Raw genomic sequence first — 25,380 nt, forward strand, 5'->3', positions numbered from 1 at the left:
TGCCCCTGGGTCCCGGCGCTCCGCGCTACGGCCGGGATGACAGCATTTTTGAATCTGTAAGCAGAGCGCACGCCTATTTGGCGCTCCAATCCCCCGACTTGCCGCCCGTCTTCTCGAGCAGCCTTACGGCTTCGATGACCATGCCCTTCTCGGCGGCCTTCAGCATGTCGTAGATCGTCAGGCAGGCCACCGAGGCCGCCGTCAGGGCTTCCATCTCGACGCCGGTCGGCCCGGTGGTCTTGACCCGCGCGGTCACGGCCAGGCCGCCCTCGGCCGGCTCGACCTCGACGACCACCTTCGACAGCGCCAGCGGATGGCACAGCGGGATCAGGTCCGAGGTCTTCTTCGCGGCCATGACGCCGGCCAGTTCGGCCACCGCCCGCACGTCGCCCTTGCGGCCCGAACCCGACACCGCCAGCGCCAGGGTCTCGGCGCTCATCCGCACGAAGCCGCTGGCCACCGCCTCGCGCGCCGTCGCCGGCTTGTCGGAGACGTCGACCATGCGGGCCCGGCCCTGGTCGTCGATGTGGGTGAGCTTGCTCACGGTTCCAGCCGCCTCATTGTTCCAGCAGTCGGGGCATCAGCTCGACCATGTTGCAGGGCTTGTGGCGGCTATCGAGCTGGGCGCTGATCACCTTGTCCCAGCCGTCGCGCACCGCCCCATTGCTGCCCGGCAGGCAGAAGACGAAGACGCCGTCGATCAGGCCGGCCGTGGCCCGCGACTGCAGGGTCGAGAGGCCCACCGAGGCGTAGGACACCAGGTGGAAGACCACCGAGAAACCGTCGATCTTCTTGTCGAACAGCGGCTCCAGGGCCTGGGGGGTCACGTCGCGGCCGGTCAGGCCGGTGCCGCCGGTGGTGACGATGGCGTCGACCGCCTTGCTGTCGATCCAGTCGCGGACCTGCTGGCGGATCTGCTCGATGTCGTCGCGGACCACCGCCCGGCCGCCCAGCTCATGGCCGGCCGCCTTGACGCGATCGACCAGGATCTGGCCGGAGGTGTCGCTTTCCTCGTCACGGGTGTCGGAGACCGTCAGGATCGCCACGCGCACGGGCTTGAACGGAAGGTCCGGCTTCACCCCGCCGCCCGGCTTCAGCACCGATTCCGACATTCGCGTCTCTCCAGCTCTTCAGTCCCAGCGTTGCGCGTCGGTCCTATCGCGGTCCGTCGGTTCGATCCAGCGGGGTCCGCCGGGACCGTGCTCCTTCTTCCAGAAGGGCGCGCGACTCTTGAGATAATCCATCAGGAAGTCGCACGCCTCGAAGGCCTCGCGGCGATGGCCGGCGGCGGTGGCGACGAAGACGATGGCCTCGCCCGGGGCGATGCGGCCGGTCCGGTGGACGATGTGGACGTCGTGAAGGGAAAAGCGCGCCACGGCCGTTCGCGCGATCTCGCCGATCGCGCTGTCGGTGAACCCCGGATAGGCCTCCAGCTCCAGGGCGACCGCCTGGCCCTTCTCGGCCCGGGCCAGGCCCACGAAGGTGGCGACCGCGCCGGTCTCCTCGCGGTCCGCGCAGAAGGCCGTGACCAGCGCGCCCGGCTCGAACGGCTGGTCGGTCAAGGTCACGGTGGGCGTGACGATCATCCGCCGCTCATCGGCGGCAGGAAGGCGACCTCGGTCGCCGCGGCCAGCGAAGCCTCGCCGCGCACGATGGCCTTGTCGACCGCCACCTGGACGCCCGGAGCGGTCAAGGCCTCGCCGAGTTCGGGATCGTTCGCGGCGAGCGCGGCGCGCAGGGTCGAGAGATCGCCGGCCTCGACCGAGCGGTCGCGCCAGCCGGCCTGGTCGGCCAGGCGTCCGAACAGCAGGACCCGCGCCATTCTAGCCGCCTGTCGTCGACATGTGCCGGGCGACAGCCGGGCGCGCGGCGGCGATCTGGAAGTCGTGCCCCTTGGGCTTGGAGCCGATGGCCGCGAAGATCGCCTCGGTCAACTGGGCGTCGTTCGCGCCGGCCCGGATCACCGCCCGCAGGTCGCTGGCGTCATCGCGGCCCAGGCAGGTGTGCAGGGTGCCGGTGCAGGTCAGGCGCACCCGGTTGCAGGTGTCGCAGAAATGGTTGCTGAGCGGGGTGATGAACCCCAGTCGTCCGCCGGTCTCGGCCACCCGCGTATAGCGCGCCGGACCGCCGGTGGCGTAGTGGATGTCCTCCAGCGTCCAGAACGACGACAGGTCCCGGCGCACATCCTTCAGCGACAGATATTGGTCCGTTCGGTCCTGGTCGACCTCGCCCAGGGGCATGGTCTCGATCAGGGTCATGTCGCAACCGCGCGCGTGGGCCCACTGGATCAGGTCGGGCAGCTCGCCGGCGTTGTCGTTCTTCAGGGCCACGGCGTTGATCTTGACCGCGATCCCGGCCGCCAGGGCCGCGTCGATCCCGGCGATCACGCGGACCAGGTCGCCGCCGCGCGTCAGGGCCCGGAAGAGGTCGGGCTTCAGGGTGTCGAGCGAGACGTTGATCCGCCGCACGCCATGGCGCGCCAGATCGGCGGCATGGCGTTCCAGCTGGGTGCCGTTGGTGGTCAGGGTCAGCTCGTCCAGCGCGCCCGACCGGAGATGCCGCGAGAGACCTGCCACCAGGTCCATGAAGCCCTTGCGCACCAGCGGTTCGCCGCCGGTTAGACGCAGCTTGCGCACGCCCAGGCCCACGAAGGTCGAGGCCAGACGGTCCAGCTCTTCCAGGGTCAGCACCTCGGCCTTCGGCAGGAAGGTCATGTGCTCGGACATGCAGTAGAGGCAGCGCAGGTCGCAGCGGTCGGTGACGGAGACGCGCAGATAGGTCACGGCGCGGCCGAAGCCATCAATGAGGCGGGGCGCGCTGGTAACCGCTTGCGCGGGGCTGTCGTCATAGGGCGTCATGTCTGTCTCTTAGAATAGGCGCTGGGACCCATGACGCAAAGCGATACGACTCGCTGGAGGCCTTCCCGCTCAAGATGGTCATCTTGAACCGATGAGAGGGCCTCCAACCCAAAAGAGCGAACCTGCCAATCCTGGTTGGCGTGATTCACGCCAACCAGGGCAGGCTCTGGAGGCTATCGTCCTGGCGGCGGGCAGGGGCGCCCGCTTTGGCGGCGCCAAGTTGACCGCCCCGTTCAATGGCGCGCCGCTGGTCGCCAGCGCCCTCCTGACGGCGTTCCTGGCCCCGGTGCGGCGGGTTTTCGTGGCGATCGGGCCTGATCCGGCCGTGCGCAAGGCGGTGGAGACGACGGCCGCTCGCCTCGCCGCCGCGGATCGTCTCGTGCTGGTCGCCGTCGACGATCCCGCCGAGGGCATGAGCGCCTCGCTGCGCGCGGCGGTTCAGGCGCTGCCGGACGACGCCGACGGCGCCCTTGTCCTGCTCGGCGACATGCCGGCCATCGATCCGGCCACCCCGACGCGCCTGGCCCAGGCCTTCCGAGGCGCCGGCGACCTGATCGCCCCCACCTATCTGGGGCGGCGCGGCCATCCGGTGCTGTTTGGCGCGACCTGGTTTCCGGCCCTGCGCGAACTTTCCGGAGACGAAGGCGCCCGCGCCCTCCTGGAGAACGCGGGCGCCCGGTTGGCGCGGATTCCCGTCGAGGACCCTGGGATCCATATCGATGTGGATCGACCCGAGGACCTCGCCCGCGCCATCGAAGGCCGCCTGTAGGTCGAACCATCCCCCCAGATGTCCGACGGCGACCTTCGCCCGTTCGATCAGTGCGCCGCCGCCTCTCCCCTGACCACGATGCGCTTGACCTCGGCGATCAGTTTCAAGGCGGTTTCGGAGTCTCCGCGATCCTGCAGGGCCACCAGCCTGGGGATCAGCGCGGCCAGGATTCGTTTGTGGTCCTTGCCGATCACCGCGAAGCTTCGACGGAACTCGGCGATGTCCTCTTCGTCCGCGATGGCGTCGAAATCAGGATTGGACAGTTCCCTCATCGGCCCGTCTCCGGGCGCGGGCGCCTAGCCACAGGGCCGCGAGCAGGATCGCGATGTGGCACACGGCGAGGGCGTTGTTCGCGGCGATCCAGCTGTTGCGATGGACCCGCGCATCGATCAGGTCGACGAACGGACAGAGCACTACCAGCACCGCCACGGCGCATAGGAACACCGTCCATAGCTGCCGATGGCGTAGCGAAAGCCAGATGTACGCCACGGCGGTGATCACATCGATGATCGTCTGGGGCACGTTGAGGACGCCGTAGTCCCAGTGGCCCACCAACGGTGTGATGCTCCACGAGACGATCGTCACCGCCGACATCGCCCGAAGCGTCTGGTCGCCCTTCCAGAGGCCCAACCCAGAGGCGATCACCGCGCCTAGGTAGAAGATGAAGGTGTACAGGGAAATGAACAAGCTCTCGTCCCGGCACGCGTGGCGACTTCCCAAGCCAATAGGCCGGACGGGTTGGGAACGCCAGCGGCTCGGGGTTCCCGATGGCCAGGACGGCGTTCCGATTTCTTGGACGCGACAAAGGCATGCAGGTGTAATCCTTCACGCGGCCGCGACCGCGCGTTTGGTTGACGCTGGAACTGTGGAGAGAGTTGGAAGGCGGCCGGCCTAGTAGTGGGCGATCCTCTGGATCGCCAGGATGAAGGCGTCCATGCTGATCGCGATCCCGGCGAGGCTGGCGGCGATGAAAGCCGCTGCGCCCAGCACCAGGCCCAGCCATTGGAGCAGGGTCAGGTCATGGCGCCCGTCCCGCCCAGCGGACGATCGTCCGTGAGGAACGCCGTCGCGGCGAGAACCCGCAACAGCGTCTTGGACGGCGCCTCCCCGCTGGCCTGAGCCTTGCGCAGGGCCGACACCGCCTCCGGGACCAGGGCCCCGCGTTCGGGGGTCCCCGCCAGCAGGGTCAGGCACTCCTCCAACGAACCCCAACTGGCCAGGAAGCAGGTCGGGTTGATCGGGGCGTTGTTCGTCAGATGAGTGAAGGATTGCTCGTTCATGGTCGTTTCCGATCTCACGATCAGGAAGCGACGGCTCCGGAAGCTCTGCCAGACCGTCTGGCTGCTTACGGTAGTCACTACCGGGGTCCTTGCCCTCCCAGGCCACGAAGGCCAGAGCCGCGTCGCGGCGGCTCAGGCCGGACAGTCGCCGGCGGGCGCTGAGCACATGCATCTCGACGGTCTTTGGAGACAATCCCAACGCCCGCGCGATCTCCTTGGACTGGAGATGTCGGGCGATGAGCCGGAGAATCTCCCGCTCCCGAGGGGTAAGCTTTTCGAAAGCGGTACTGACGCGGTCGACCATACCGCCAAGTTTATCGGCGATTTGTTTCCCGTCCAGCGTGCGCCGGTTGAACCTGCTCCCGCGCCGTCAGGCGCCCGAGCGAGCGACAGCCATATGGTCGGCGCCACGCCCAGCCCGTCTCCGATCGCGAACAGCGAGCCAGGTCGCCACCGGAACGACGACCAGCTGGAGGTTGGATAGGATGTTGTTGGCGGCGTATCGATTGTACAAATGGATGTCGCGGTCGAAGACGTACACGAACGGGACGATCAGGGTCAGCGCCGCCAGCTTCAGCGGTAGATCCCCCTTCCAAATCGCCACGCCGAAAACCGCCAGGGCGATGAGGTAGGTAAAATAGGGGATCAGGTACTCGGGCAAGCTCGAACCTCGATGCCAGCAACGACTTGCCCGGCGCGTGGCGTTTCAGCGATGCGTGATCTGCTGGATCCGCATGATGAATTCTTGGACGCTGATCGCGATGACGGCGAGGGCGACGGCGATCAGGGTCGTAATCCCCAACACCAGCCCCAGCCATTGCAGGTTGGTCAGCTCATGGCGCCAATCCCGCCGGACGGTCGGCGGGTCGTCGGGGCCCGCGACAAGGTCCTTGATCGCCGCCCGCCATTGACCTGGGTCAGGCCCAAGGCCGCCTCCGTGGCTCGGCTGGAGGTCGGCTCCGAAGATCGCCGCGCGGCCATCGTCGTTCATAATGGCGCGATCGGGAGTCGATGGTCCCTTTGGCGCCGTCAAATCGTCAGGCCGCGCGCGATGATCGCCGCCGGGATCCTCGCCCTCCCAGGCCGCGAAGGCCAGGGCCGCGTCACGCCGGCTTATGCCCGACAGGCGTCGCCGGGCGCTGAGCACGTGCATCTCGACGGTCTTGGGCGATAGGCCCAGAGCGCGCGCGATCTCCTTGGATTGGAGATGCGCGGCGATGAGCCGGAGGATTTCCCGCTCACGGGGCGTGAGCTTCTCGAAAGCGGTACTGACGCGGTGAACCATGCCGGCAAGATGATCGGCGAAAATCTTCCCGTCTAGCGTGCGACGGTTGCAGTCGCGCCGATCAGGCCTCCGAACGCACGAAAGGCAGACGGCTGGTCGCGGTCTTGTTCAGGGCGAACAGGGCGTTGGCCACGGCCGGAGCGATGACCGGCGTGCCGGGCTCGCCCACCCCGCTGGGCGGATTGCCGGACGGCACGATATTGGTCTCCACCGTCGGCGCTTCGTTGATCCGCAGCACGCGGTAGCGGTCGAAATTGGTCTGGTCGACCTTGCCGTCGGTCAGGGTCACCTCGCCGAACAACGCCGCCGAAAGGCCGAAACAGGTGCCGCCCTCCATTTGGGCGGCGATCTGGTCGGGCGAGACCGCGACGCCGCAGTCGACGGCGGTGACCACCCGGCCGACCCGCGGGACGCCGTTCTCAAGCTTGACCTCGGTGACCTGGGCGACGACCGAGCCGAAGCTCTCGTGCACCGCGACGCCGCGCGTCCAGCCCGCCGTGGCGGCCGGTCCGGCTTTTTCAACAGCCAGGTTCAAGGCCCCGAGATGGCGATCCGCGCCCGCCTTCTTGTACAGCGCGCGACGGTACTCGATCGGGTCCTTGCCGGCCTTGGCCGCCAACTGGTCGATCGTGTGCTCCATGACAAAAGCGGTATGGGTGGCGCCGACCGAGCGCCACCACAGCACCGGTACGCCGACCTCCGGCAGGGCCACCTGGGCGTCGACGACAGGCGTGGCCTTCAGATAGGGGGAGCCCGCCGTGCCCTCGATCGCGGTCTGGTCGGGGCCTTTGCCGCCCATGGGCGAGCCCTTCATGATCGACTGGGTGACGATCCGGTGGCGCCAGGCGGCCGGATAGCCGTCCTTGTCGAGCTGGATCTTTACGGCGTGGATGACGATCGGCCGGAAATAGCCGGCCTGCATGTCGTCCTCGCGGGTCCAGACCAGCTTCACCGGCCGACCCTTGCCGACCTTCTTGGCGATATGGACGCACTCGGCCGTGTAGTCGGACTGGAAGGTCGCGCGCCGGCCGAACGAGCCGCCCGCGAACACGGTCTCGATCTCGACCGCGCCGGGCAGGCAGCCGACGATCTTGGCGGCGTTGAGTTGATCCAGCGTCTGGCCCTGCGAGCCGAACACCAGCTTGACCTTGTTGCCGTCGACCGAGGCGACGCAGTTCATCGGCTCCATGGTCGCGTGGGCCAGATAGGGGAACTCATAGGTCGCCTCGAACACGCGCTCGCCCTTGGCCGAGGCCAGGGCGGCCGCGTCGCCGTGCGAGTCGAAGGCCTCCCACTTGGTCGCGGCGTCCTTGCCGGCCAGGACGTCCCGGAAGAGTTGGGTGATGGCCGCCGAACCGCGCTTCTCGGCCTTCTCGTCGTTCCACTCGATCTTCAGCGCCTCGCGCCCCATGCGGGCGGCGAAGGTGCTCTGGGCGACCACGGCGACGCCGGTCGGGATCTCGAACACGTCGACCACGCCGGCGACCTTCTTGGCCTCGGCCGCGTCGAAGCTCTTCATCTTGGCCCCGAACAACGGCGCATGGGCGACCACCGCCGTCAGCATGTCGGGCAAGCGGACGTCCTGAGTGTAGCGGGCGGTGCCGTCGCTCTTGGCCTGGGCGTCCTTGCGGCGCACCCGGTCGGTGCCGATCAGGGTGAAGGTCTTGGGGTCCTTCGGCTTGGCGTCGGTCGGCGCCGGGACCTTGGCCGCGTCGGCCAGAAGCTCGCCGAAGGTCGCGGTCTTGCCGGAGGTGTGGGTGAGGACGCTGTCCTTCACCGTGATCTCGCCGACGGCCACGTTCCATTTGTTGGCGGCGGCCTGGACGAACATGGCCCGCGCGCCGGCGCCGGCCTTGCGCAGCTGCTCCCACGAGTTGGAGATCGCCGAAGAGCCGCCGGTCAGCTGCACGCCCATGGCGCCGTTGGCGTAGAGCTTGGCGTTGGCCGGAGCCTGCTCGACCAGCACCTTGCTCCAGTCGGCGTCCAGCTCCTCGGCGACGATGGCCGCCAGGCCCGCATGGTTGCCCTGCCCCATTTCCAGGTGCTTGGAGACCACGGTGACCACGCCGTCGGGCGCGATCTTGATGAAGGGCCCGAACGCGCCGACCTCGACCTTCGAGCCGGTGCTCATCAGGTCGGCGGGCGAGCAGCCGACCAGCAGCGAGCCGCCGACCAGGGCCGAGGCCACGATCACGTCGCGGCGGCTGGGCGGCGCCGGGCTCAGGTTCTTGGCTTGGACGGGGGCGTTCATCGGCCGGCTCCACGCTGGGTCGCGCCCGAACCGGCGACAATGGCCGCGTCGATGTCGGCGTGCGGCTCGCCCTGCGGCGGACCGGTGTCGGCCGCGTCCTTGATCGCCGCGCGGATGCGCTGATAGGCGCCGCAGCGGCAGATGTTTCCGGACATGGCGTTGTCGATGTCCTCGTCCGAGGGCTTCGGCTTTTGCGCCAGCAAGGCGCAGGCCGACATGATCTGGCCCGACTGGCAGTAGCCGCACTGGGGCACGTCGTGGCGCACCCAGGCCTGCTGCACGGGATGCTGGCCGCCCAGCCCCTCGATGGTGGTGATCTTGGCCGCGCCCACCGCCTGGATCGGCGTCACGCAGGCGCGGATCGGCTGGCCGTCCAGATGCACGGTGCAGGCCCCGCACTGGGCCATGCCGCAGCCGAACTTGGTGCCGGTCATGCCCAGCTCGTCGCGCAGCACCCACAGCAAAGGGGTTTCCGGCGCGGCCTGGACCGAAGTCGCCTTGCCATTGATGTCGAGAGTCACGGCCATGCGTCTTCGCCTCCGAGCGATGCGGGCACGCGACGCGGCCCGCCGGTTGGCTAAACCTAACACCGTTCACTCAAGGCTTGGCCAGCGGATTTTGAGCGGCGCGGCGCCGAGGCAAGCCCGGCGGCGGCCAAAAACACTTCCGGATAGGCGAAGGCGGCGGTGACGCCCGTCGAAACCCGCTATGCTCGCGCTCGCACCGTATGGAGGTCTTCGTCTTGCGCCGCGTGCTCGTCTCTTTCGCCGTCCTGGCCACGACCCTGGCGGGCTGCGCCACCGTGGCCCCGATGGACTCCACGGACGCGCCGATCCGCTACAGCTGCAAGGGCGGCAAGCGGTTCACCGCGGCCTACGCCCTGCACGGCAAGAAGGTCTTGGTCACCGCCGGCGGCGCGACCAAGACCTTGAAGCTGGCCCGCTCGGCTTCGGGCGCGCGCTATGCGGCCGGCGACGCGGAGATCTGGAGCAAGGGCGCATCCGCCATGCTCAAGGGTTTCCCCGGCGGTCCGTATGACGATTGCCGATCCCAATAGTCTCGAGGACGACGCGTTGGACTCCTTCCCCGCCTATTTCCCCCTGACCGGCCGCAAGGTGGTGATCGCCGGATCCGGCGAGGCCGCCGAGGCCAAGGCCCGGCTGTTCGAGGGCTCGCCCGCCACCGTGATCCGCCTGGATGGCCCCGAGGCCTATCTGCCCGGCTCGTACACCGGCGCGGTCCTGGCCTTCGTGGCCGGTCAGGACGAGGTGTTCGTCCAGGCCGCCGCCAGGGCGGCGCGGGCCGCGCGAGTGCTGGTCAATGTCGTCGACCGGCCGGATATGTGCGACTTCAACACCCCCGCCGTGATCGATCGCGGCGAGGTGGTGGCGGCCATCGGCACCGGCGGCACGTCCCCCGTCCTGGCGACCATGCTGCGCAACGACATCGAGATTCACGTGCCCGAGGGCACCGGCCGGGTGGCCGCCCTGCTCTCGAAGTTCCAGAGCGAAGTCCGCAAGACCTTGCCGGCCCTGCACGAGCGCCGGGCCTTCCTGCGCGAAGCGGTGATGGGCGAGGCCGCCGAGGCCGCCCGCGCCGGCGACATGGAGCGCGCCGGCCAGCTGCTCCGCGAGGCCCTGGCCAAGGGCTGGGACCGCAAGGGGGTGGTCCGCTTCATCGCCGGCAAGGGGCCGGTCGACCTGCTGACCCTGCGCGCGGTGCGGATGCTAGGCGCGGCCGACGTCCTGGTCCTGGACGCCGACGCCGAGCCCGAGATCGTCAAACTCGCCCGGCGAGACGTCGAGCGCCTCGATCCCGCCCAGGCCGACGCCGATCACCTGATCGAGCTGGCCAACGAGGGCCGCCAGATCGTCCGCCTGATCACCCATGCGGTCGACCCGGCCTTGATCCACGCCCTGACCCAGGCGGCCGTGACGGTCGAGGTCGTCCCCGTCGCCCCGATCGCCTAGAGCCCTCCCGGGGACCGCTAGTTCAGCGGTCGCCCCTTGGTCTCGGGCAGCAGGAACGCCGTGGTCAGCACGCTGATCAGGGTGAAGGCGACCGGATACCAGAGGCCGGCATAGATGTTGCCGACCGCCGTCACGATGGCGAAGGCGAAGAACGGCACGAAGCCGCCCACCCAGCCCGTGCCGATATGATAGGGCAGCGACAGGGCCGTATAGCGCACCCGCGTCGGGAACAGCTCGACCAGGCAGGCGGCCAACGGGCCGAACAGAGCCGTCGCGGCGATCACGAACACGAACAGCACGCCCAGCATCAGCGCCTTGTTCATTCGCGCCGGATCGGCCTTGGCCGGATAGCCGGCCTTGACCAGGGCGGCCTTGATCTCGGCCTCGACGCCGGTCTTCACGGCCTTGATCTGCGCCTTGGGCAGGCCCTTGGCGCTCTTGGAGACCACCTCGACGCCGCCGACCTTGACCACCGCCGTCGTCCCGGCCGGCGCCTTTTCGTTAGCGTAGGAGACACCGGCGTTGGCCAGGGCGCCCTTGACGATGTCGCACGAGGTGACGAACGCCGCCTTGCCCACCGGGTCGAACTGCAGCGAGCAGTCCGCCGGATCGGCCACGACCACCACCGGCGACTTGGCCGAAGCCTCGGCCAGGGCCGGATTGGCGGCCCGCTCCAGCAGGTGGAAGCCGGGGAAATAGAACAGCAGGGCCAGGGTCATGCCGGCCAGCATCACCGGCTTGCGGCCCACCTTGTCCGACAGCCAGCCGAAGACGACGTAGAAGATCGCGCTGATCGCCGTGGCCGTCATCATCAGGCCGTTGATGGTGACCGGATCGACCTTCAGGAACTTCTCCATGAAGGTCTGGACGTAGAAGAAGCTGGTGTACCAGACCGCCCCCTGGGCGCACATCATCGACAGGAAGGCCAGGATCACCAGCTTCATGTTCTTCCACTGGCCGAAGGCCTCGGCATAGGGCGCCTTGGAGGCGTTGCCTTCTTCCTTCATGGCGGCGAAGGCCGGGCTTTCCGTCAGCTTCAGGCGCATCCAGACCGAGACGCCCAGCAGGCCGATCGAGACCCCGAACGGGATCCGCCAGCCCCAGGCGTCGAAGGCCTCGGGCCCGACGTGCTTGCCCAGCACCCAGCGGGTGGCCAGGATCACCAGCAGGGCGCCGAACAGGCCGAAGGCGGCCGAGGTCTGCACCCACGAGGTCGACCAGCCGCGCTTGTTGGCCGGCGAGTGCTCGGCGACATAGATCGCCGCCCCGCCGTATTCGCCGCCCAGGGCGAAGCCCTGCACGCAGCGCAGGATGATCAGGAGGATCGGCGAGATGATCCCCGCCTGCTGGTAGGTCGGCAGGAAGGCGATGGCGAAGGTCGCGCCGCCCATCAGCAGCACCGTCGCCAGGAACGCCCCCTTGCGCCCGGCCTGGTCGCCGATCTTGCCGAACACCAGGGCGCCCAGCGGCCGGAACGCGAAGCCGACACCGAACAGGGCCAGGGCGGCGATGTAGCCGGCGGCGTCGGGCAGGCCCGTGAAGAAGACCTTGGAAATGACCTGGGCCAGGCTGCCGAAGATGAAGAAGTCGTACCACTCGAAGGCCGTGCCGGCGGACGACGCCGCCACCACCGTGCGCATGGATGCGCGTTCCTGACTTCCCTCGGCCATCTGGTTCCCCCGTATTTGGGCCCTGCTTAGCGTGGTTCAGGGCTCGGGGGGAAGAGGCTGAGGGAACAGGGTTAGGCGACGGCGGTGCGGGTGTCCGGTCCGCCCTGGGACAGGCGCACGATCTCGGCCACCAGGGCGGCGGGCGCGATCGGCTTGGCGACCACTCCGTCCATGCCGGCGGCGCGGTACGAGGCCCGCTGGTGAGCCATGACGTTGGCGGTCAGGGCGATGATCGGGACGCGGGCGGCCGCGCACGACAGGGCCCGGATGCGGCGGGCGGCTTCCAGGCCGTCCATGCCGGGCATCTGCACGTCCATCAGGATCAGGTCGAAGCCGCCGGCCTTGGCCGCCGCCACCCCCGTTGCGCCGTCGTCGGCGAGGCTGACGATCGCGCCCAGCTGCTCCAGGATCCGGCGGGCGACCAGCTGGTTGGTGGCGTTGTCCTCGACCACGAGGATCTTGAGTCCGGCCAGCAGGTCCTCGGCCTCACTCTCGACCGCGCACGGCGCGGCGGTCGGCGGGGCGGCGATGGTCAGGGTGAAGGTCGAGCCCTCGCCCGGCATCGAGTGGAACGAGACCTCGCCGCCCAGCATCTGGGCCAGCTTGCGGGTGATAGCCAGGCCCAGGCCCGAACCGCCGAAGCGGCGCGTGGTGCTGGCGTCGGCCTGCTGGAAGCGCTCGAACAATCGGGCCTGCGCCTCCAGCGGGACGCCGACTCCAGTGTCGATCACATCGAAGACCAGACGCTGCCCCTCGGCGGTCATCAGCCGACGGGCCCGCACGGTCACCGAGCCCCGCAGGGTGAACTTCACGGCGTTGCCGATCAGGTTGAACAGGGCCTGGCGTACGCGGGTCGGATCGGTCTCGACCCAGCCCAGGTCGTCGGCCAGATCCAGCTCCAGCCGCAGTCCCTTGTGCGAGGCCTGGCCGGCCAGCAGGCGCGCCACGCCCCGCGTCAGCTCGCGCGGATCGACCGGTTCGTGATTCAGGTCCAGGCGGCCCGCCTCGATGCGGGAAATGTCGATGACGTCGTCCAGCAGGGTCGACAGCATCTGGCCGGCCGCCAGGGCTTCGCCCAGCAGGTCGGCGCTGTCGCCGGCGGGCAGCTCGCGCTTGAGCACGTGCATGACGCCCAGCACGCCGTTCATCGGCGTGCGGATCTCGTGGCTCATATTGGCCAGGAACTGCGCCTTGGCGTCATTGGCCGCCTGGGCCGCGCGCTCGGCGGCGACCAGGGCCAGCTCGGCCTTCTTCTTCTCGTCGATATCCAGGACCAGGCCGAAGGCTTTCCGAGCCAGCCCGGAGGCGTCGCGCCGAACGTCATGGAAGACCCGCATCCAGCGCGGCTCGCCCTCGGACGTGACGAGGCGAACATCATATTCGTGAGCGCCCCAGGCGCCGGTCCGGCGCCACTCGGCGGCGGCGGCATACAGCTGATCCCGGTCGTCGGGATGGATCATCGGCCAGACGGCCTCGCGCACGTCCTCATACTCGACCCGGCGACCGACCATCCGATGGAATTCAGGCGACCCCCAGAAGCTCTGGCTCTCGTGGTCGATCTCGTAGACCCCGGCCCGGGCCGCGCCCAGGGCGACCTTCAGTCGCCGGGCGTTGGTCCGCGCCTCGCGCCGCGCCGCCGTCAGGGCGGTGACGTCGTCCATATAGGTGATGACGCCGACGATCTCGCCGGCCACATCCAGCCACGGCCGGGCCTCCCAGCGGAACGACCGCTCCACGCCCTCGGCGTCGAACAGACGATCCTCGCGCCGGGTGACGACCTCGCCCGACAGCGCGCGGGTGACCCCGGTCACGAACCGGCGACGCCCGCCATTGGTCAGCTCCTCCAGAGTCTTGCCGATGACCTGGGCCTCGGTCGACTTGAAGATTTCGAGGAAGCGCGGGCTGACCAGACGCAGCCGCATGTCCACGTCGTAGACGGCGACGGCGAACGGCGCGTCCTCGACCAGGCGCCGAGCCCGGCGTTCGCTCCAGATGGCCTTGTCGCGGCTGCGAGCCACGTCGGTGATGTTCTGCGAAATGCCCTTCAGGGCGAACAGCGGACCGGGCCGGGGTTCGGCGCGATAGGTGCTGCGGAAGGTCTGCCAGCGACCGTCGTCGCCGCGCAGCCGGAATTCGATCGAACCGCCCTCGCCCGTGCGGGTGGCCTTGCGGAAGGCCTCGTGGACCATCTCGCGTTGATCGTCGGGCAGGCGGGCCAGGAAAGTATCGGCGGTCGCGACATCGGACGGCCTCAGCCCCAGCAGCGCCAGGGCATCGGGTGACCAGTCGATCCGCTCGCCGTCAGGCTCGTAGCTCCAGACCCCGACGCCCGCGGCCTCGGCCAACAGTTCGCGGGTTCGACGAGAGGCCTCCAGCTCGGCGCGGCCCGCCATCTCGCTCGAGATGTCGTGCATCACCCCGACCCGCTCGCCGTTCGGACCCAGTCGCGCACGGCCCTGCAGCCAGACGCAGCGGCCGGACTTGCAGCGGATCTTGATCTCGGTGGTCGCCGAGCCGGCCTCGTTCACCCGTTCGGCGAAGGCGGCGAGCTCGGCGTGGCTGTCGCGATGGACGTACTTGGCGGTCAGCTGGCCGATCAGCTCCTCGGCCGTCCAGCCGGTCAGAGCGGTCCAGGCGGCGTTGACGGTGATGAACCGGCCCTCGGGCGAAACCACCGTGAACAGGTCGCTGGCGTTGTCGAAGAACCAACGCGCGGCCTCCGCCTCGCCGAAGGGCGGGGCATGTGCGATCGCATCATTGGGCGACGTCTGGGACATCCTGTCTCCGCCAAGGTTGGGCGGATCGTGGAGCGCAACCGTAAACTTATAGTTCGCAAGTCGTATCGATGTTCCGTGAACGCGGTATTTAGGCTGTTTCCGCGCTCCGACCCCTAGGTCTAGATCTCTAAACCTCGGCCCATTGGCGCAGCAGGTTGTGATAGACGCCGGTCAGCGAGAGGATTCCTTCGTCGTCCGCCTCGACCTTGCGGGCCAGGCGCTGGATGGCGACGTCCATCTCCAGCAGCATCGTGCGCCGGGCGTTGTCGCGGATCAGGCTCTGGATCCAGAAAAAGCTGGCCGTGCGCACGCCCCGGGTCACCGGGGTCACATGGTGCAGGCTGGAGCTCGGGTAGAGGATCATGTCCCCCGCCTCCAGCTTGACGGCATGGTCGCCATACAGGTCGTTCACCACCAGTTCGCCGCCGTCGTAGTCGTCGGGCTCGGCCAGGAAGAGGGTCGCAGACAGGTCCGTGCGCAGGCGCTTGCCGGTGATCGGATCGCGGCGGATGGCGTTGTCGACATGGTCCTTGAAGCCCATGCCCTCGCCGTAGCGGTTGAACATCGGCGGCAGGATGACCTGCGGCAGGGCGGCCGAGACGAACAGCGGATGGACCTCCAGAGCCTGGAGGATCGCCTCGCCGACGGTGCGGGCCGCCTCGCTGTCCTGCGGCAGCTGCTCGTTGGTCTTGGCCCGCGCCGCCTGAAAGCCCGAGGTCAGGTTGCCGTCGACCCACGGACCCGCGTCCAGGATCGCCCGGCATTCGGCCACCTGGGCCTTGGTCAGCACCTGCGGGATCTGCAGCATCATCGGGACCGCTCCTTTTCGCCGCCCAGGCTTAGCCGTCGCGCCGTCCGTCCTCTTTGATCCGGATCAGGCCGAAACGTAAAGCGCCCCGCCCGACGTCGTTGTCAGGCGGGGCGCGAACGCGAAGTCCTTCCGGGGGGAGGATCAGTACTTCACGTTGAACGTCAGGATCGCCTGGCGGCCCGGCGCCGGATCGGCGTGGTGCACGCCGTTGGTGCGGGCGATGTAGCGTTCGTCCGTCAGGTTCTGGACGTTCAGCTGCAGGTCGACCTTCGGGTTGATGGCCCACGAGGCGAAAGCGTCGTAGCGCCAGTAGGACGGGGCGTAGATCGCGTTGGCCCCGCCACCGGCCCCGCCCTGGTTGCCGCCGAAGCTCTTCGACACGTAGTACGCGCCGCCGCCCAGCGAGACCTTCCGCGTCACGCGGTAGGTCGTGAAGCTGGAGAAGGTGTGCTTGGGCGTGTTGGCCAGCGGGTCGCCCTGGTTGACGTTGGTGTAGGCGCCGCGGACCAGCTCGCTGTCCATGTAGGTGTAGCCGCCGAACACCTGCCACTTCGGGGTGACATTGCCCGAGAAGCCGAGCTCGAAACCCTTCACCTCGACCTCGCCGACCTGGGCGTAGGTGTTGGCGTCGATCTGGATCTGGGCGTTCTTGCGGGTCGTCTTGAAGGTGGCGGCCGACAGGGCCAGCGTATCGTTGAAGACGTTGGCCTTGGCGCCCAGCTCGAAGCTGACGCTGTCTTCCGGCTCCAGCTGGACGGTGGCCAGGTTGCCCGTGCCGGTCGTCGTGTTGCTGTTCTGGTCGCCGCCCGAAATGCCCGGCGGGGTCGAGGACGTGCCGTACGAAGCATAGAGGCTGGAGCTGGCGGTCGGCTTATAGACCAGGCCGACCTGGTAGTTGGTGAACTCCCAAGAACCGCTGCGCGCAGTGATCGCCGTCGTCGTGAACACGCCGTTGGCGTTGGTCGTGGTGACGTCGTAGCCCTGGCTGTCGTAGCTGTCGTGACGCAGGCCCAGGTTCAGCAGCACCTTGTCGCCGAATTTGACGGTGTCGAAGCCGTAGATGGCGGCTGTCTTGGCCAGGTTGCGCGAGGCCGGGCCGCGATTGAGCGTGCCGGTCCAAGGGTCGTTGGCGTTCGGCTTGTAGACGAGCGTGCAGTCGCCGCCGCCGACGCTGGTCAGGGTCGCCGCCGCGATGGTGAAGCCGGTCGGGCAGGCCGAGGCGCTGGTCGCGAACGGGGCGTAGGCGGCGTTGAGGTTTTCCTCGCGGCTCAGCTCGATGCCGACGTCGAAGCTGTGCTCCATCCCTGCAAAGACTTGCTTGCCGTGCAGGTCGGTGACCGCGGCGATCGTCTCGGTCGGATTCCAGCGGCTCTTGGTGCCGCGCTTCATCCACCACTGCCCCTGGACGAACTGGGCCGCGCCGCCGTCGCCCGGGTTGGTGACCAGGTAGTCGTTCACGCTCTTGGAGTAGCGCACGACCTGACGAACGTTCAGGTCGTCATTGATGGTGTGGTCGATGGCGAAGGTGGCGATGTCCGACTTGGTCTTCTGCCAGTCGCGGTTCTTCAGGCCATAGAAGCTGCGACGATCGACGGCCAGGATACCCGAGGCCGTGCGCGGCTGGGTGGTCTTGGTGATCAGCGGGATGCCGTAGTCGGGCGTCTGGTCGGTATCGAGGTGGTAGTAGCTGACGGTGATCTGGGTGTCGCCGTTCAGGCCGACGGCCAGCGACGGGGCGAAGCCCCAGCGGCTGAAGTCGACGGCCTTGCGGCCCGGGGTGTTGCCCTGGGTGCCCAGCACGTTCAGGCGCACGGCGACGTTGTCGTTGAACGCATAGTTGAGGTCGGCCGTGGCGCGGACATATTCGTCGGTGCCAACGCCGACCGCGCCGCGCGCGAAGCTCTCGGCCTTCGGGCTCTTGGACGACAGATTGATGCTGCCGCCGCCCGAACCGCGGCCGCTATAGGCGCTGTCGGGGCCTTTGACGACCTCGACCTGTTCGAGGTTGAAGATCTCGCGGGTCTGGCCGCCGCTGTCGCGAACGCCGTCGACGAAGATGTTGTTGGCCGAGCTCGAACCCCGAATGAACGGACGGTCGGCCAGCGGCTGGCCGCCTTCGCCCGCGCCGAAGGTGATGCCCGGAGAGGTGCGCAGGATGTCGGTCAGCGAGGTGGCGGCGGTCTGTTCGATGATCCGCGACGGGATGACCGTCACCGACTTGGGCGTGTCGACCAGCGGCGCGGTGAACTTGCTCGACGAGGGGTCGGCGACGCGCTTGGCGTCGATCTTGACGGTCGAGACCTCGTTGCTGTCGGCGGCCGGAGCCGTGGCGACCGGCGCGGCGGCGTCGGCCACGGCGTCCGGAGCGGCCATGGCGGCATGGGCCATGCCCAGACCGGCCAGACCGGCGACAGCGGCGGCGCCCAGGGCGCGACGAGGCCGGCTCACAACGCCGACAGAGTTCGGATTACGCATTGTTGGTCCTATCCCCAGGGGACGCCGTCGAGGGCGCCCCTCCTGATATTGCGAGGCGTTCTTAGCGATGTTGCGATACAGTCGCAATGATAATCGTTCGCAATATCGTCGACACGATCGGAAAAGTGACGCTTCGGTCCAAGAAGGCCGCCGACCACCCTCCCGGAAGGCCGGAGCGCTCCCTATTTCCCGGTCCTGGTGCCAGAGGCTTCGGGGCGCGCGAGCCTCGCGCGAGCCATCCGCCTGGACGTCGTCACGCTAGCGGAGCCGCCCATGCCCGAGGCCAAGACCTGGATCGCCTTCACGCTCGTCTGCCTGGGCATGGCCCTGACGCCGGGGCCGAACATGCTCTACGTGGTCAGCCGCTCGATCTCGCAAGGCCGATGGGCGGGGATCGTCTCGCTGATCGGCACCGCGGCGGGCTTCGTGGTCTATCTGGTCTGCGCGTCCCTCGGCATCACCGCGCTGTTGATGGCCGCGCCGATCGCCTACGACGTGCTGCGCTTCGGCGGGGCGCTCTATCTGGGCTGGCTGGCCTGGCAGGCGATCCGGCCCGGCGGCGCCTCACCGTTCCAGGTGCGGGACCTGCCCAAGGACAGCCCCGCCAAGCTGATCAGCATGGGTTTCGTCACCAACATCCTGAACCCCAAGGCAGCGATGCTGTACCTGTCCCTGCTGCCCCAGTTCATCAAGCCCGAGCACGGCGGGGTGTTCACCCAGTCGCTGGTGCTGGGCCTGTCGCAGATCAGCGTCAGCATGATCGTCAACGGGACCATCTGCTTCACCGCCGGAACCATCGCGGCCTTCCTGTCCACCCGGCCCAGCTTCGCGCTGGTGCAGCGCTGGCTGATGGCCACGGTGCTGGGCGGCCTGGCGGTGCGAATGGCCACCGAGGCCCGTCGCTGAGTCTCGGCTTTCTTGACGCCGGACGCGGCGCGGGTCCCTATCCGCGCCGCAGTTTGGAGTCTCCGATGAAGACCGCTTTCGCCGCCGCTCTCGCGCTACTCGTCACGACCGGCGCCGCCCAGGCGTCCAGCCTTAAGTCCTGCGCGGTCCCGGCCTCCGTGACGCCGGCGCCGACCGAGATCCCCCCGCAAAACGAGATCCATCCCGACGTCCCGATCGCGGCCTATCTGCTGGCGCTGTATTGGTCGCCCGAGGCCTGCCGTGCGGGGATCCCGGAGTCGGACAAGACGATCCAGTGCGAGACCAACCGCTTCGGCTTCACGGTCCACGGCCTGTGGCCCAACGGTCCCGACAAGGTCCATCCGCGCTACTGTCGCTCCAGCCCGCCGATGAGCGTGAAGACGGTGAAGGCCAATCTCTGCATGACCCCCTCCCCCTGGCTGCTGCAGCACGAGTGGCAGGCGCACGGGACCTGCCAATGGGACACGCCCGAGGCCTATTTCAAGAAGGCCCGCGAGATCCGGAAGGGCCTGAATGTCCCCGACCTGAAGCCCGGTCCGGACCAGACCATGACCGCCGGCGAGATCCGCCAGGCCTTCCTGAAGCGCAATCGCGGCATGACGGCCCAGGGCCTGAACGTCCGCGTCAAGGAAGGCCGCCTGACCGAGGTCTGGGCCTGCATGGACCTCGGGTTCAAATGGGCCGCCTGCCGGGGCGGCAACGGCCCGCCGGACTCGGCGGTGGTGAAGGTAACGCCGAAGGGCTGATCAAAGCGGATCGGGCGGCCGGATGCGCCGGTAGGCGGCCTCGACGAAGCCGAACAGGCCGAAGGCGATCAGACCCGCCGCGACCATGCCCAGCATCCAGCTGCCCAGGGGCTGCCGCTCGACGACCTGTAGGGCCTGCCCCCAGCCGTGGGCCTGGCTCGCGCGCGCCTCGACGCCCGCGACGACGAGGAAGCCGCCCAGGGGCAGGGTCGCCAGGCCGCGCGCGGCGTAGCCGATCTTCGCCAACGGAACCACGCGCCGACAGGTTCGCTCGTCGCAGGCCAGGCGCTTGCCGAAATCCTGGACCAGGCCCTGGATCACATTGCCGACGCCGAACCCCAGGACGATCAGGCCGGCGCCGATCAGCAGCAGGTCGCCTTGCGGCGCCGTGAGGATCGCGCTCGCGACATGGTGCGTCGCCTGCTCCTCGTCCGCCTCGCCGACATCTTCGAAGACGTCGAGAAGCTCGAACGCCGAGAACGCCAGGCCGCCGTACACGAGGCCGCTGATCCCCTGACCTATCCGCACCGCCCACCCCTTGGCCGAGCGCCCATGACGATCGGCGTCGAGCAGCGCCTGTACGCCGCGCCACAGCGCGAAGCCGGTCAGGCCGCAGGCGACGACAGCAATCAACACCAGGCCAAGCGGCCAGTCGGCCCAGGTCTCCAGCAGACCCTTGGCGCCTTTGGCGCGCGGCGTGAGATCGATCGCCGCCAGCAGGACGATCGCCCCGAGCCCGACATAGACCAGGCCCCGCGCCGCATAGCCGAGGCGCGCCAGAAGCTGGAGAAGCGTCGAGAGGCCGAACGCGCTCGAGGGCGAGCGCCTTGGCGAGAAAGCGGCGAAGTGGACCAAGCGTGTCGCTCCGTGGCGTTTCGACCTCAACGCCGAGAGCCGCCTTCCCGCTCCGAGCCAGATCAGCAGGTCTTGGGGTCGTCCGACTTCAACACGCACAGCATCTTCTGGGCGCGCGGCGCGGTGTAGCGCGAGACCAGCTGCCGCTCGAACCAGCGCCACTTGTCCTGGGTGTCCTGAGCCGCGACGTTCATGGCCCTGTTGTACGATCCAGGCCCGCGCTTCGTGCCGGCCGTGTCCTTGTTGAGCAGGGCGTGCCGGATCCGCCCATCGCAGTGCATCGACTCCGGGAAGCCCTCGTAGCAGCCGGAGATCAGCCCGGCCGGGAAGGTCGAACCGTTCGGCGACAGCCACGGCGCCGGGTAGGACTTGTTCAGGCCCGGAGGACTGTCGATCGAGCCTGGCGCGGCTTCGGCGTCGGTCCAGTTGCTGTGCGAGTAGAAGTCCTGGGCGGCGTGGAACACCAGGCCCATCTGTTCGAGGACGTTGCACTTGGCGCGCAGCCTATGGCCCGTGAAATTGCAGCCGCCCGAGGTGCTGATCGAGCCGAACGTCAGGTCGGGCTTCACGAGGTCGCCCGCGTCGAGCACCGCCTGGTTGAGACGGGCGACGATGTAGCGGCGGCAGGCGGTCAGCTGTTCCTGGGCCACGGCCTGGGTGCGCGGATAGCCGGGCGCGTCGAAGTAGTCGCCGCCGTCGCAGTGAGCTTCCTTGCTGCTCATCAGGCCGCGATCGGGCCGGTCGGGCGCGCCCACCGCGCCGAACTCGCCGGTCTTGCCGGCCAGCATCGACAGGGTCACTGGCCCAAAGGCGAACGAGGCCAAGCCCTGGCGGGTAATGCGCTCGTGCTCGGCGTTCTGGCCGAGTCCGCGAATGGTGCCGAAGGCCAGCGCCTGGGGCGCGGAAATCACCAGGGCCGCAACGGCCAAGATACTCAGGGTACGCTTGACCATGACGAGCCCCCTTGCCTGCACAAGGCAGGATTGCACAGGCGCGCTGGGAAATCTTGGCCCAAACGCAAAGCGGGCGGTCCCTTCGGAACCGCCCGCACGCTAGCGTCTCACTTCGGAGAACCGTTCACCCTCAGGTGTTGACGGCGTCTTCCGGAGCCAGTTCGGCCTTCTTCGACAGGTCTTCGCCGGTCTCTTGATCGACGACCTTCATCGACAGCTTGGTCTTGCCGCGATCGTCGAAGCCCAGGAGCTTCACCTTGACGATCTGGCCTTCCTTCAGCACGTCCGACGGCTTGGCGACGCGTTCGTTGCTGATCTGGCTGACGTGGACGAGGCCGTCCTTGGCGCCGAAGAAGTTCACGAAGGCGCCGAAATCGACGACCTTCACGACCTTGCCGTCGTAGATCTTGCCCACTTCGGCTTCGTCCGTGATCGACTTGATCCAGTCGATCGCGGCCTTGATCTTGGCGCCGTCCGAGGCCGAGACCTTCACGGTGCCTTCGTCGTTGATGTCGACCTTGGCGCCGGTGGTGGCGACGATCTCGCGGATCACCTTGCCGCCCGAGCCGATCACTTCACGGATCTTGTCGGTCGGGATGGTGATGGTCTCGATCTTCGGAGCGTAGTCGCCGACGTCTTCACGCGGGGCGTCCATGGCCTTGTTCATCTCGCCCAGGATGTGAGCGCGACCTTCGTGGGCCTGGGCCAGGGCTTGCTTCATGATCTCCGGGGTGATGCCGGCGATCTTGATGTCCATCTGCAGCGAGGTCAGGCCCTCGCTGGTGCCGGCCACCTTGAAGTCCATGTCGCCCAGGTGATCTTCGTCGCCCAGGATGTCCGACAGAACCGCGAAGCCGTCCTTTTCCAGGATCAGGCCCATGGCGATGCCCGAGACCGGACGGATCAGCGGCACGCCGGCGTCCATCATGGCCAGCGACGAACCGCAGACCGTGGCCATCGAGGACGAACCGTTCGACTCGGTGATCTCCGAGACCAGGCGGATCGTGTAGGGGAAGTCTTCCTTGGCCGGCAGCATCGGACGCAGGGCGCGCCAAGCCAGCTTGCCGTGGCCGATTTCGCGGCGGCCCGGGCTGCCCATACGGCCGGTTTCACCGACACTGTAGGGAGGGAAGTTGTAGTGCAGCAGGAAGGATTCCTTGTAGGTGCCTTCCAGGGCGTCGATGAACTGCTCGTCGTCGCCGGTGCCCAGGGTGGCGACCACGATCGCCTGGGTCTCGCCACGGGTGAACAGGGCCGAGCCGTGGGTGCGCGGCAGGATGCCGACTTCACCCAGGATCGGACGGACCTTGTCGACGGTGCGGCCGTCGATGCGGATGCCGGTGTCGAGGATCGAGCGACGGACGATGTCCGCTTCCAGTTCCTTGAAGACCGAAACCAGCTTCAGCGGGTCGATGCCGGCCGGGTTGGTGTCGCTCTTGGCGAAGGTCTCGATGGCCTTGTTCTTGGCGGCGCCCAGGGCGGCGACGCGGTCGCCCTTGGCCTGGATCTTGTAGGCGTCAGCCAGATCCTGGCCGACGGCCTTCTTCACTTCGGCCTTCAGGGCGTCGGTGTCTTCCGGTTGGAAGTCGAAGGGCTCCTTGGCGGCGTGCTCGGCCAGGTCGATGATCGCGTCGATCACCGTCTGCATTTCCTTGTGGGCGAAGTTGACGCCGCCCAGCACGATCTCTTCCGAGAGCTCTTGGATTTCGCTTTCGACCATCATCACGGCGTCGGCGGTGCCGGCCACGACGAGGTCCATCTTGCTTTCCTTCAGCTCGTCGAGCGTCGGGTTCAGCACGTAGCCGCCGTCAATGTAACCGACGCGCGCGGCGCCGATCGGGCCCATGAACGGGGCGCCCGACAGGACCAGGGCGGCCGAGGCGGCCACCATGCCCAGGATGTCGGGATCGTTCTCGAGGTCGTGCTGCAGCACGGTGACGACGACCTGGACTTCGTTCTTGAAGCCCTTGACGAACAGCGGGCGGATCGGACGGTCGATCAGGCGGGAAACCAGGGTTTCCTTTTCCGACGGACGGCCTTCACGCTTGAAGAAGCCGCCGGGGATCTTGCCGGCCGCGAAGGTCTTTTCCTGATAGTTGACCGTCAGCGGGAAGAAATCTTGACCGGGCTTCGCCTTCTTGGCGAACACTGCGGTGGCCAGGACGACGGTTTCGCCCATGGTGGCCAGAACTGCGCCGTCGGCTTGACGGGCGATACGACCGGTTTCGAGGACCAGCGTCTTGCCGCCCCACTCGATCGTCTTGCGCTTGATATCGAACATTTTTCGTCTTTCGGTTCCCGCGGGCGGATTCCCGTCGGGGCGGACAGGGGCGGACGGCTAACGGAAGCCGGCCCGATGATCCTCATCCAGTTCGACAGGCGGGTTTGAGGACGTGAACCCTCGTACGGACGAACGGTTCTCCAAATAAGGAAGACCGCTTTTGAACCTTCACGGCGCCCGGCCTGTCTCGGGACGCCTGGTTCCAAATACGCGATCCGCCGCCCTGCGTGAGCGGGGCGGCGGACCTTGTGCCTTAGCGACGCAGACCCAGCTTTTCGATCAGGGACTGGTAACGGGCGACGTCGGACTTCTTCAGGTGGTCGAGAAGCCGGCGACGCTGGGAAACCAGCTTCAGCAGGCCACGACGGCTGTGGTTGTCCTTCTTGTGCGTCTTGAAGTGCTCGGTCAGGTTCGAGATGCGCTCCGAGAGGATCGCGACCTGGACTTCAGCGCTGCCGGTGTCGCCTTGCGTGCGGGCGTGTTCGGCGATGAGCGCGCTCTTGCGCTCGATGGTGATCGACATCGGGTTGTCTCCGCTCAGGTGAGTTGGAAGACCCGCACCGGATTGAGCTTCCCGGCGCGCATCTCGCACAAGGCCACCAGCCTGTCCCCCGACATGGCGGAAACGGTGCGATCGCCGGGCGTGAGCTCGGCTTTCAGCGTTTCAACCTGCCTTGGAAGCAGGACGATGGCGCGTCCCTGTGCAAGCCGGAAGGCGTCTTCATCGGTCACGGCCAACGCCGGGATGTCGTCCAGCGCGGTCTCGACCGGAAGCAATGCCTCCGACAGCCGGGCCTCATAGCTCAAATTCTCAAGGGTTTCCAGCGATATCGCCGCGTCCTCGGTAAACCGGCCCACCCGTGTCCGGCGCAGCTCGGCGACATGGCCGCAGGTTCCCAGCGCCTTGGCCAGATCGCGGACCACGGCCCGGACATAGGTGCCCTTGCCACATTCCATTTCCAGGGTGACGTGGTCGGCGTCGGGCGTCGCCACGACCTTCAGCCCGTGGATGGTCACCTTGCGGGTCGCCAGCTCGAATTCCACGCCGTCACGGGCCAGGTCATAGGCCCGCTCGCCGTCCACCTTGATGGCCGAGAAGTTCGGCGGGATCTGGTCGACTTCGCCGATGAAGGCCGGCAGGGCGGCCTCGACCTGCTCGCGCGCCGGGCGCACGTCGGAGGTCCCGGTCGTCTCGCCCTCGCGATCCAGGGTCGTAGTGTCGCGGCCCCAGGCGATGGTGAAGCGATAGGCCTTGTCGGCGTCCATCAGGAACGGGACGGTCTTGGTCGCCTCGCCCAGGGCGATCGGCAGGATGCCCGTCGCCAGCGGGTCCAGCGTGCCGGCATGGCCGCCCTTCTGGGCGTTGAACGCGCGGCGCACACGGCTGACGGCCGTGGTCGAGGTCAGGTCGTAGGGCTTGTCCAGGCACAGCCAGCCCGAGATGGCCTCGCCCTTCTTGCGGCGGGCCATGT

General features: G+C 67.9%; 26 protein-coding genes and 1 pseudogene. 5 read left to right on the forward strand and 22 right to left on the reverse strand.

Annotation, left to right across the window (positions count from 1 at the left end):
- Positions 1–73 precede the first annotated feature (73 nt).
- From moaC to moaA, 5 genes are read right to left on the reverse strand one after another with little or no spacing between them, the layout of a single operon-like run.
- On the reverse strand, positions 74–544 hold the full coding sequence (gene moaC, locus AC1RRV_RS06240; protein WP_492858727.1) for a cyclic pyranopterin monophosphate synthase MoaC: 471 nt from the start codon (positions 542–544) through the stop codon (positions 74–76).
- 13 nt (positions 545–557) lie between these two features.
- Positions 558–1,112: a molybdenum cofactor biosynthesis protein B gene (moaB, locus tag AC1RRV_RS06245; protein WP_492858728.1), complete on the reverse strand. Its 555-nt coding sequence runs from the start codon at positions 1,110–1,112 to the stop codon at positions 558–560.
- An 18-nt stretch (positions 1,113–1,130) separates the two neighbouring features.
- Entirely contained in the window at positions 1,131–1,586 is a 456-nt protein-coding gene (locus AC1RRV_RS06250; RefSeq protein ID WP_492858729.1) for a molybdenum cofactor biosynthesis protein MoaE, read from the reverse strand.
- Positions 1,583–1,822 carry a MoaD/ThiS family protein gene (locus tag AC1RRV_RS06255; RefSeq protein ID WP_492858730.1) on the reverse strand — a complete coding sequence of 80 codons (240 nt, stop codon included), beginning with the start codon at positions 1,820–1,822 and terminating at the stop codon, positions 1,583–1,585. The genes AC1RRV_RS06250 and AC1RRV_RS06255 overlap by 4 nt, the downstream gene beginning before the upstream one ends.
- A 1-nt stretch (position 1,823) precedes the next feature.
- A complete protein-coding gene (gene moaA / locus AC1RRV_RS06260; protein ID WP_492858732.1) occupies positions 1,824–2,858 on the reverse strand; it encodes a GTP 3',8-cyclase MoaA in 1,035 nt (344 codons plus the stop codon).
- Between the two features lie 166 nt (positions 2,859–3,024).
- Between moaA and AC1RRV_RS06265 the strand changes: the two genes are divergently transcribed.
- Entirely contained in the window at positions 3,025–3,627 is a 603-nt protein-coding gene (locus AC1RRV_RS06265; protein WP_492859222.1) for a nucleotidyltransferase family protein, read from the forward strand.
- 47 nt (positions 3,628–3,674) lie between these two features.
- Here the strand turns inward: AC1RRV_RS06265 and AC1RRV_RS06270 are convergent, their stop codons facing one another.
- The 8 genes and pseudogenes from AC1RRV_RS06270 to AC1RRV_RS06305 all read right to left on the reverse strand — a co-directional run bounded on the left by AC1RRV_RS06270 (position 3,675) and on the right by AC1RRV_RS06305 (position 8,970).
- Positions 3,675–3,899 carry a hypothetical protein gene (locus AC1RRV_RS06270; RefSeq protein ID WP_492858733.1) on the reverse strand — a complete coding sequence of 75 codons (225 nt, stop codon included), beginning with the start codon at positions 3,897–3,899 and terminating at the stop codon, positions 3,675–3,677.
- The gene (locus AC1RRV_RS06275; RefSeq protein ID WP_492858734.1) at positions 3,877–4,314 is read right to left on the reverse strand and encodes a hypothetical protein; all 438 of its coding nucleotides are present in this window, start codon (positions 4,312–4,314) and stop codon (positions 3,877–3,879) included. The genes AC1RRV_RS06270 and AC1RRV_RS06275 overlap by 23 nt, the downstream gene beginning before the upstream one ends.
- A gap of 326 nt (positions 4,315–4,640) precedes the next feature.
- Positions 4,641–4,985 (reverse strand): hypothetical protein, encoded by a 345-nt coding sequence (locus tag AC1RRV_RS06280; RefSeq protein ID WP_492859249.1) that lies wholly within the window; start codon positions 4,983–4,985, stop codon positions 4,641–4,643.
- A 46-nt stretch (positions 4,986–5,031) separates the two neighbouring features.
- Positions 5,032–5,211 (reverse strand): annotated as a pseudogene (locus tag AC1RRV_RS06285) (LuxR C-terminal-related transcriptional regulator); the annotation flags it as partial.
- Between the two features lie 66 nt (positions 5,212–5,277).
- Positions 5,278–5,568 (reverse strand): hypothetical protein, encoded by a 291-nt coding sequence (locus AC1RRV_RS06290; RefSeq protein ID WP_492858735.1) that lies wholly within the window; start codon positions 5,566–5,568, stop codon positions 5,278–5,280.
- A gap of 45 nt (positions 5,569–5,613) precedes the next feature.
- Complete coding sequence (locus AC1RRV_RS06295) at positions 5,614–6,192, reverse strand: helix-turn-helix domain-containing protein (RefSeq protein ID WP_492858736.1); 579 nt, start codon at positions 6,190–6,192, stop codon at positions 5,614–5,616.
- Between the two features lie 61 nt (positions 6,193–6,253).
- On the reverse strand, positions 6,254–8,443 hold the full coding sequence (locus AC1RRV_RS06300) for a xanthine dehydrogenase family protein molybdopterin-binding subunit (RefSeq protein ID WP_492858737.1): 2,190 nt from the start codon (positions 8,441–8,443) through the stop codon (positions 6,254–6,256).
- Complete coding sequence (locus AC1RRV_RS06305) at positions 8,440–8,970, reverse strand: (2Fe-2S)-binding protein (protein WP_492858738.1); 531 nt, start codon at positions 8,968–8,970, stop codon at positions 8,440–8,442. Before AC1RRV_RS06305 ends, AC1RRV_RS06300 begins: the two co-directional genes overlap by 4 nt.
- 215 nt (positions 8,971–9,185) lie before the next feature.
- Between AC1RRV_RS06305 and AC1RRV_RS06310 the strand changes: the two genes are divergently transcribed.
- Entirely contained in the window at positions 9,186–9,500 is a 315-nt protein-coding gene (locus tag AC1RRV_RS06310; RefSeq protein ID WP_492858739.1) for an MliC family protein, read from the forward strand.
- Between the two features lie 16 nt (positions 9,501–9,516).
- Complete coding sequence (locus AC1RRV_RS06315) at positions 9,517–10,413, forward strand: NAD(P)-dependent oxidoreductase (protein ID WP_492858740.1); 897 nt, start codon at positions 9,517–9,519, stop codon at positions 10,411–10,413.
- Positions 10,414–10,430: 17 nt separating this feature from the next.
- On the opposite strand, the gene AC1RRV_RS06320 is transcribed toward AC1RRV_RS06315, so the two are convergent.
- The 4 genes from AC1RRV_RS06320 to AC1RRV_RS06335 form a co-directional block, all read right to left on the reverse strand.
- Entirely contained in the window at positions 10,431–12,083 is a 1,653-nt protein-coding gene (locus AC1RRV_RS06320; protein WP_492858741.1) for an MFS transporter, read from the reverse strand.
- Between the two features lie 71 nt (positions 12,084–12,154).
- Positions 12,155–14,860, reverse strand: a complete 2,706-nt coding sequence (locus tag AC1RRV_RS06325) for a PAS domain-containing hybrid sensor histidine kinase/response regulator (RefSeq protein ID WP_492858742.1) — start codon at positions 14,858–14,860, stop codon at positions 12,155–12,157.
- 127 nt (positions 14,861–14,987) lie between these two features.
- Positions 14,988–15,671: a Fe2+-dependent dioxygenase gene (locus AC1RRV_RS06330; RefSeq protein ID WP_492858743.1), complete on the reverse strand. Its 684-nt coding sequence runs from the start codon at positions 15,669–15,671 to the stop codon at positions 14,988–14,990.
- Positions 15,672–15,812: 141 nt separating this feature from the next.
- Positions 15,813–18,146 carry a TonB-dependent receptor gene (locus tag AC1RRV_RS06335; RefSeq protein ID WP_492858744.1) on the reverse strand — a complete coding sequence of 778 codons (2,334 nt, stop codon included), beginning with the start codon at positions 18,144–18,146 and terminating at the stop codon, positions 15,813–15,815.
- Between the two features lie 273 nt (positions 18,147–18,419).
- On the opposite strand from AC1RRV_RS06335, the gene AC1RRV_RS06340 reads away from it, so the two are divergent.
- Both AC1RRV_RS06340 and AC1RRV_RS06345 read left to right on the forward strand, forming a co-directional pair.
- Positions 18,420–19,052 carry a LysE family translocator gene (locus AC1RRV_RS06340; RefSeq protein ID WP_492858745.1) on the forward strand — a complete coding sequence of 211 codons (633 nt, stop codon included), beginning with the start codon at positions 18,420–18,422 and terminating at the stop codon, positions 19,050–19,052.
- Between the two features lie 53 nt (positions 19,053–19,105).
- Complete coding sequence (locus AC1RRV_RS06345; protein ID WP_492858746.1) at positions 19,106–19,819, forward strand: ribonuclease T2; 714 nt, start codon at positions 19,106–19,108, stop codon at positions 19,817–19,819.
- Here the strand turns inward: AC1RRV_RS06345 and AC1RRV_RS06350 are convergent, their stop codons facing one another.
- The 5 genes from AC1RRV_RS06350 to truB all read right to left on the reverse strand — a co-directional run bounded on the left by AC1RRV_RS06350 (position 19,820) and on the right by truB (position 25,378).
- A complete protein-coding gene (locus tag AC1RRV_RS06350) occupies positions 19,820–20,674 on the reverse strand; it encodes a DUF1206 domain-containing protein (RefSeq protein ID WP_492858747.1) in 855 nt (284 codons plus the stop codon).
- 62 nt (positions 20,675–20,736) lie between these two features.
- Positions 20,737–21,627, reverse strand: a complete 891-nt coding sequence (locus AC1RRV_RS06355) for a hypothetical protein (protein ID WP_492858748.1) — start codon at positions 21,625–21,627, stop codon at positions 20,737–20,739.
- Positions 21,628–21,757: 130 nt separating this feature from the next.
- The gene (pnp, locus tag AC1RRV_RS06360) at positions 21,758–23,908 is read right to left on the reverse strand and encodes a polyribonucleotide nucleotidyltransferase (RefSeq protein WP_492858749.1); all 2,151 of its coding nucleotides are present in this window, start codon (positions 23,906–23,908) and stop codon (positions 21,758–21,760) included.
- Positions 23,909–24,161: 253 nt separating this feature from the next.
- Positions 24,162–24,431 carry a 30S ribosomal protein S15 gene (rpsO, locus tag AC1RRV_RS06365; RefSeq protein ID WP_047413759.1) on the reverse strand — a complete coding sequence of 90 codons (270 nt, stop codon included), beginning with the start codon at positions 24,429–24,431 and terminating at the stop codon, positions 24,162–24,164.
- 14 nt (positions 24,432–24,445) lie between these two features.
- Positions 24,446–25,378, reverse strand: a complete 933-nt coding sequence (gene truB, locus AC1RRV_RS06370) for a tRNA pseudouridine(55) synthase TruB (protein ID WP_492858750.1) — start codon at positions 25,376–25,378, stop codon at positions 24,446–24,448.
- Between the last annotated feature and the right edge of the window lie 2 nt (positions 25,379–25,380).

This window comes from Caulobacter sp. GW821-FHT11E10 (assembly GCF_058808375.1).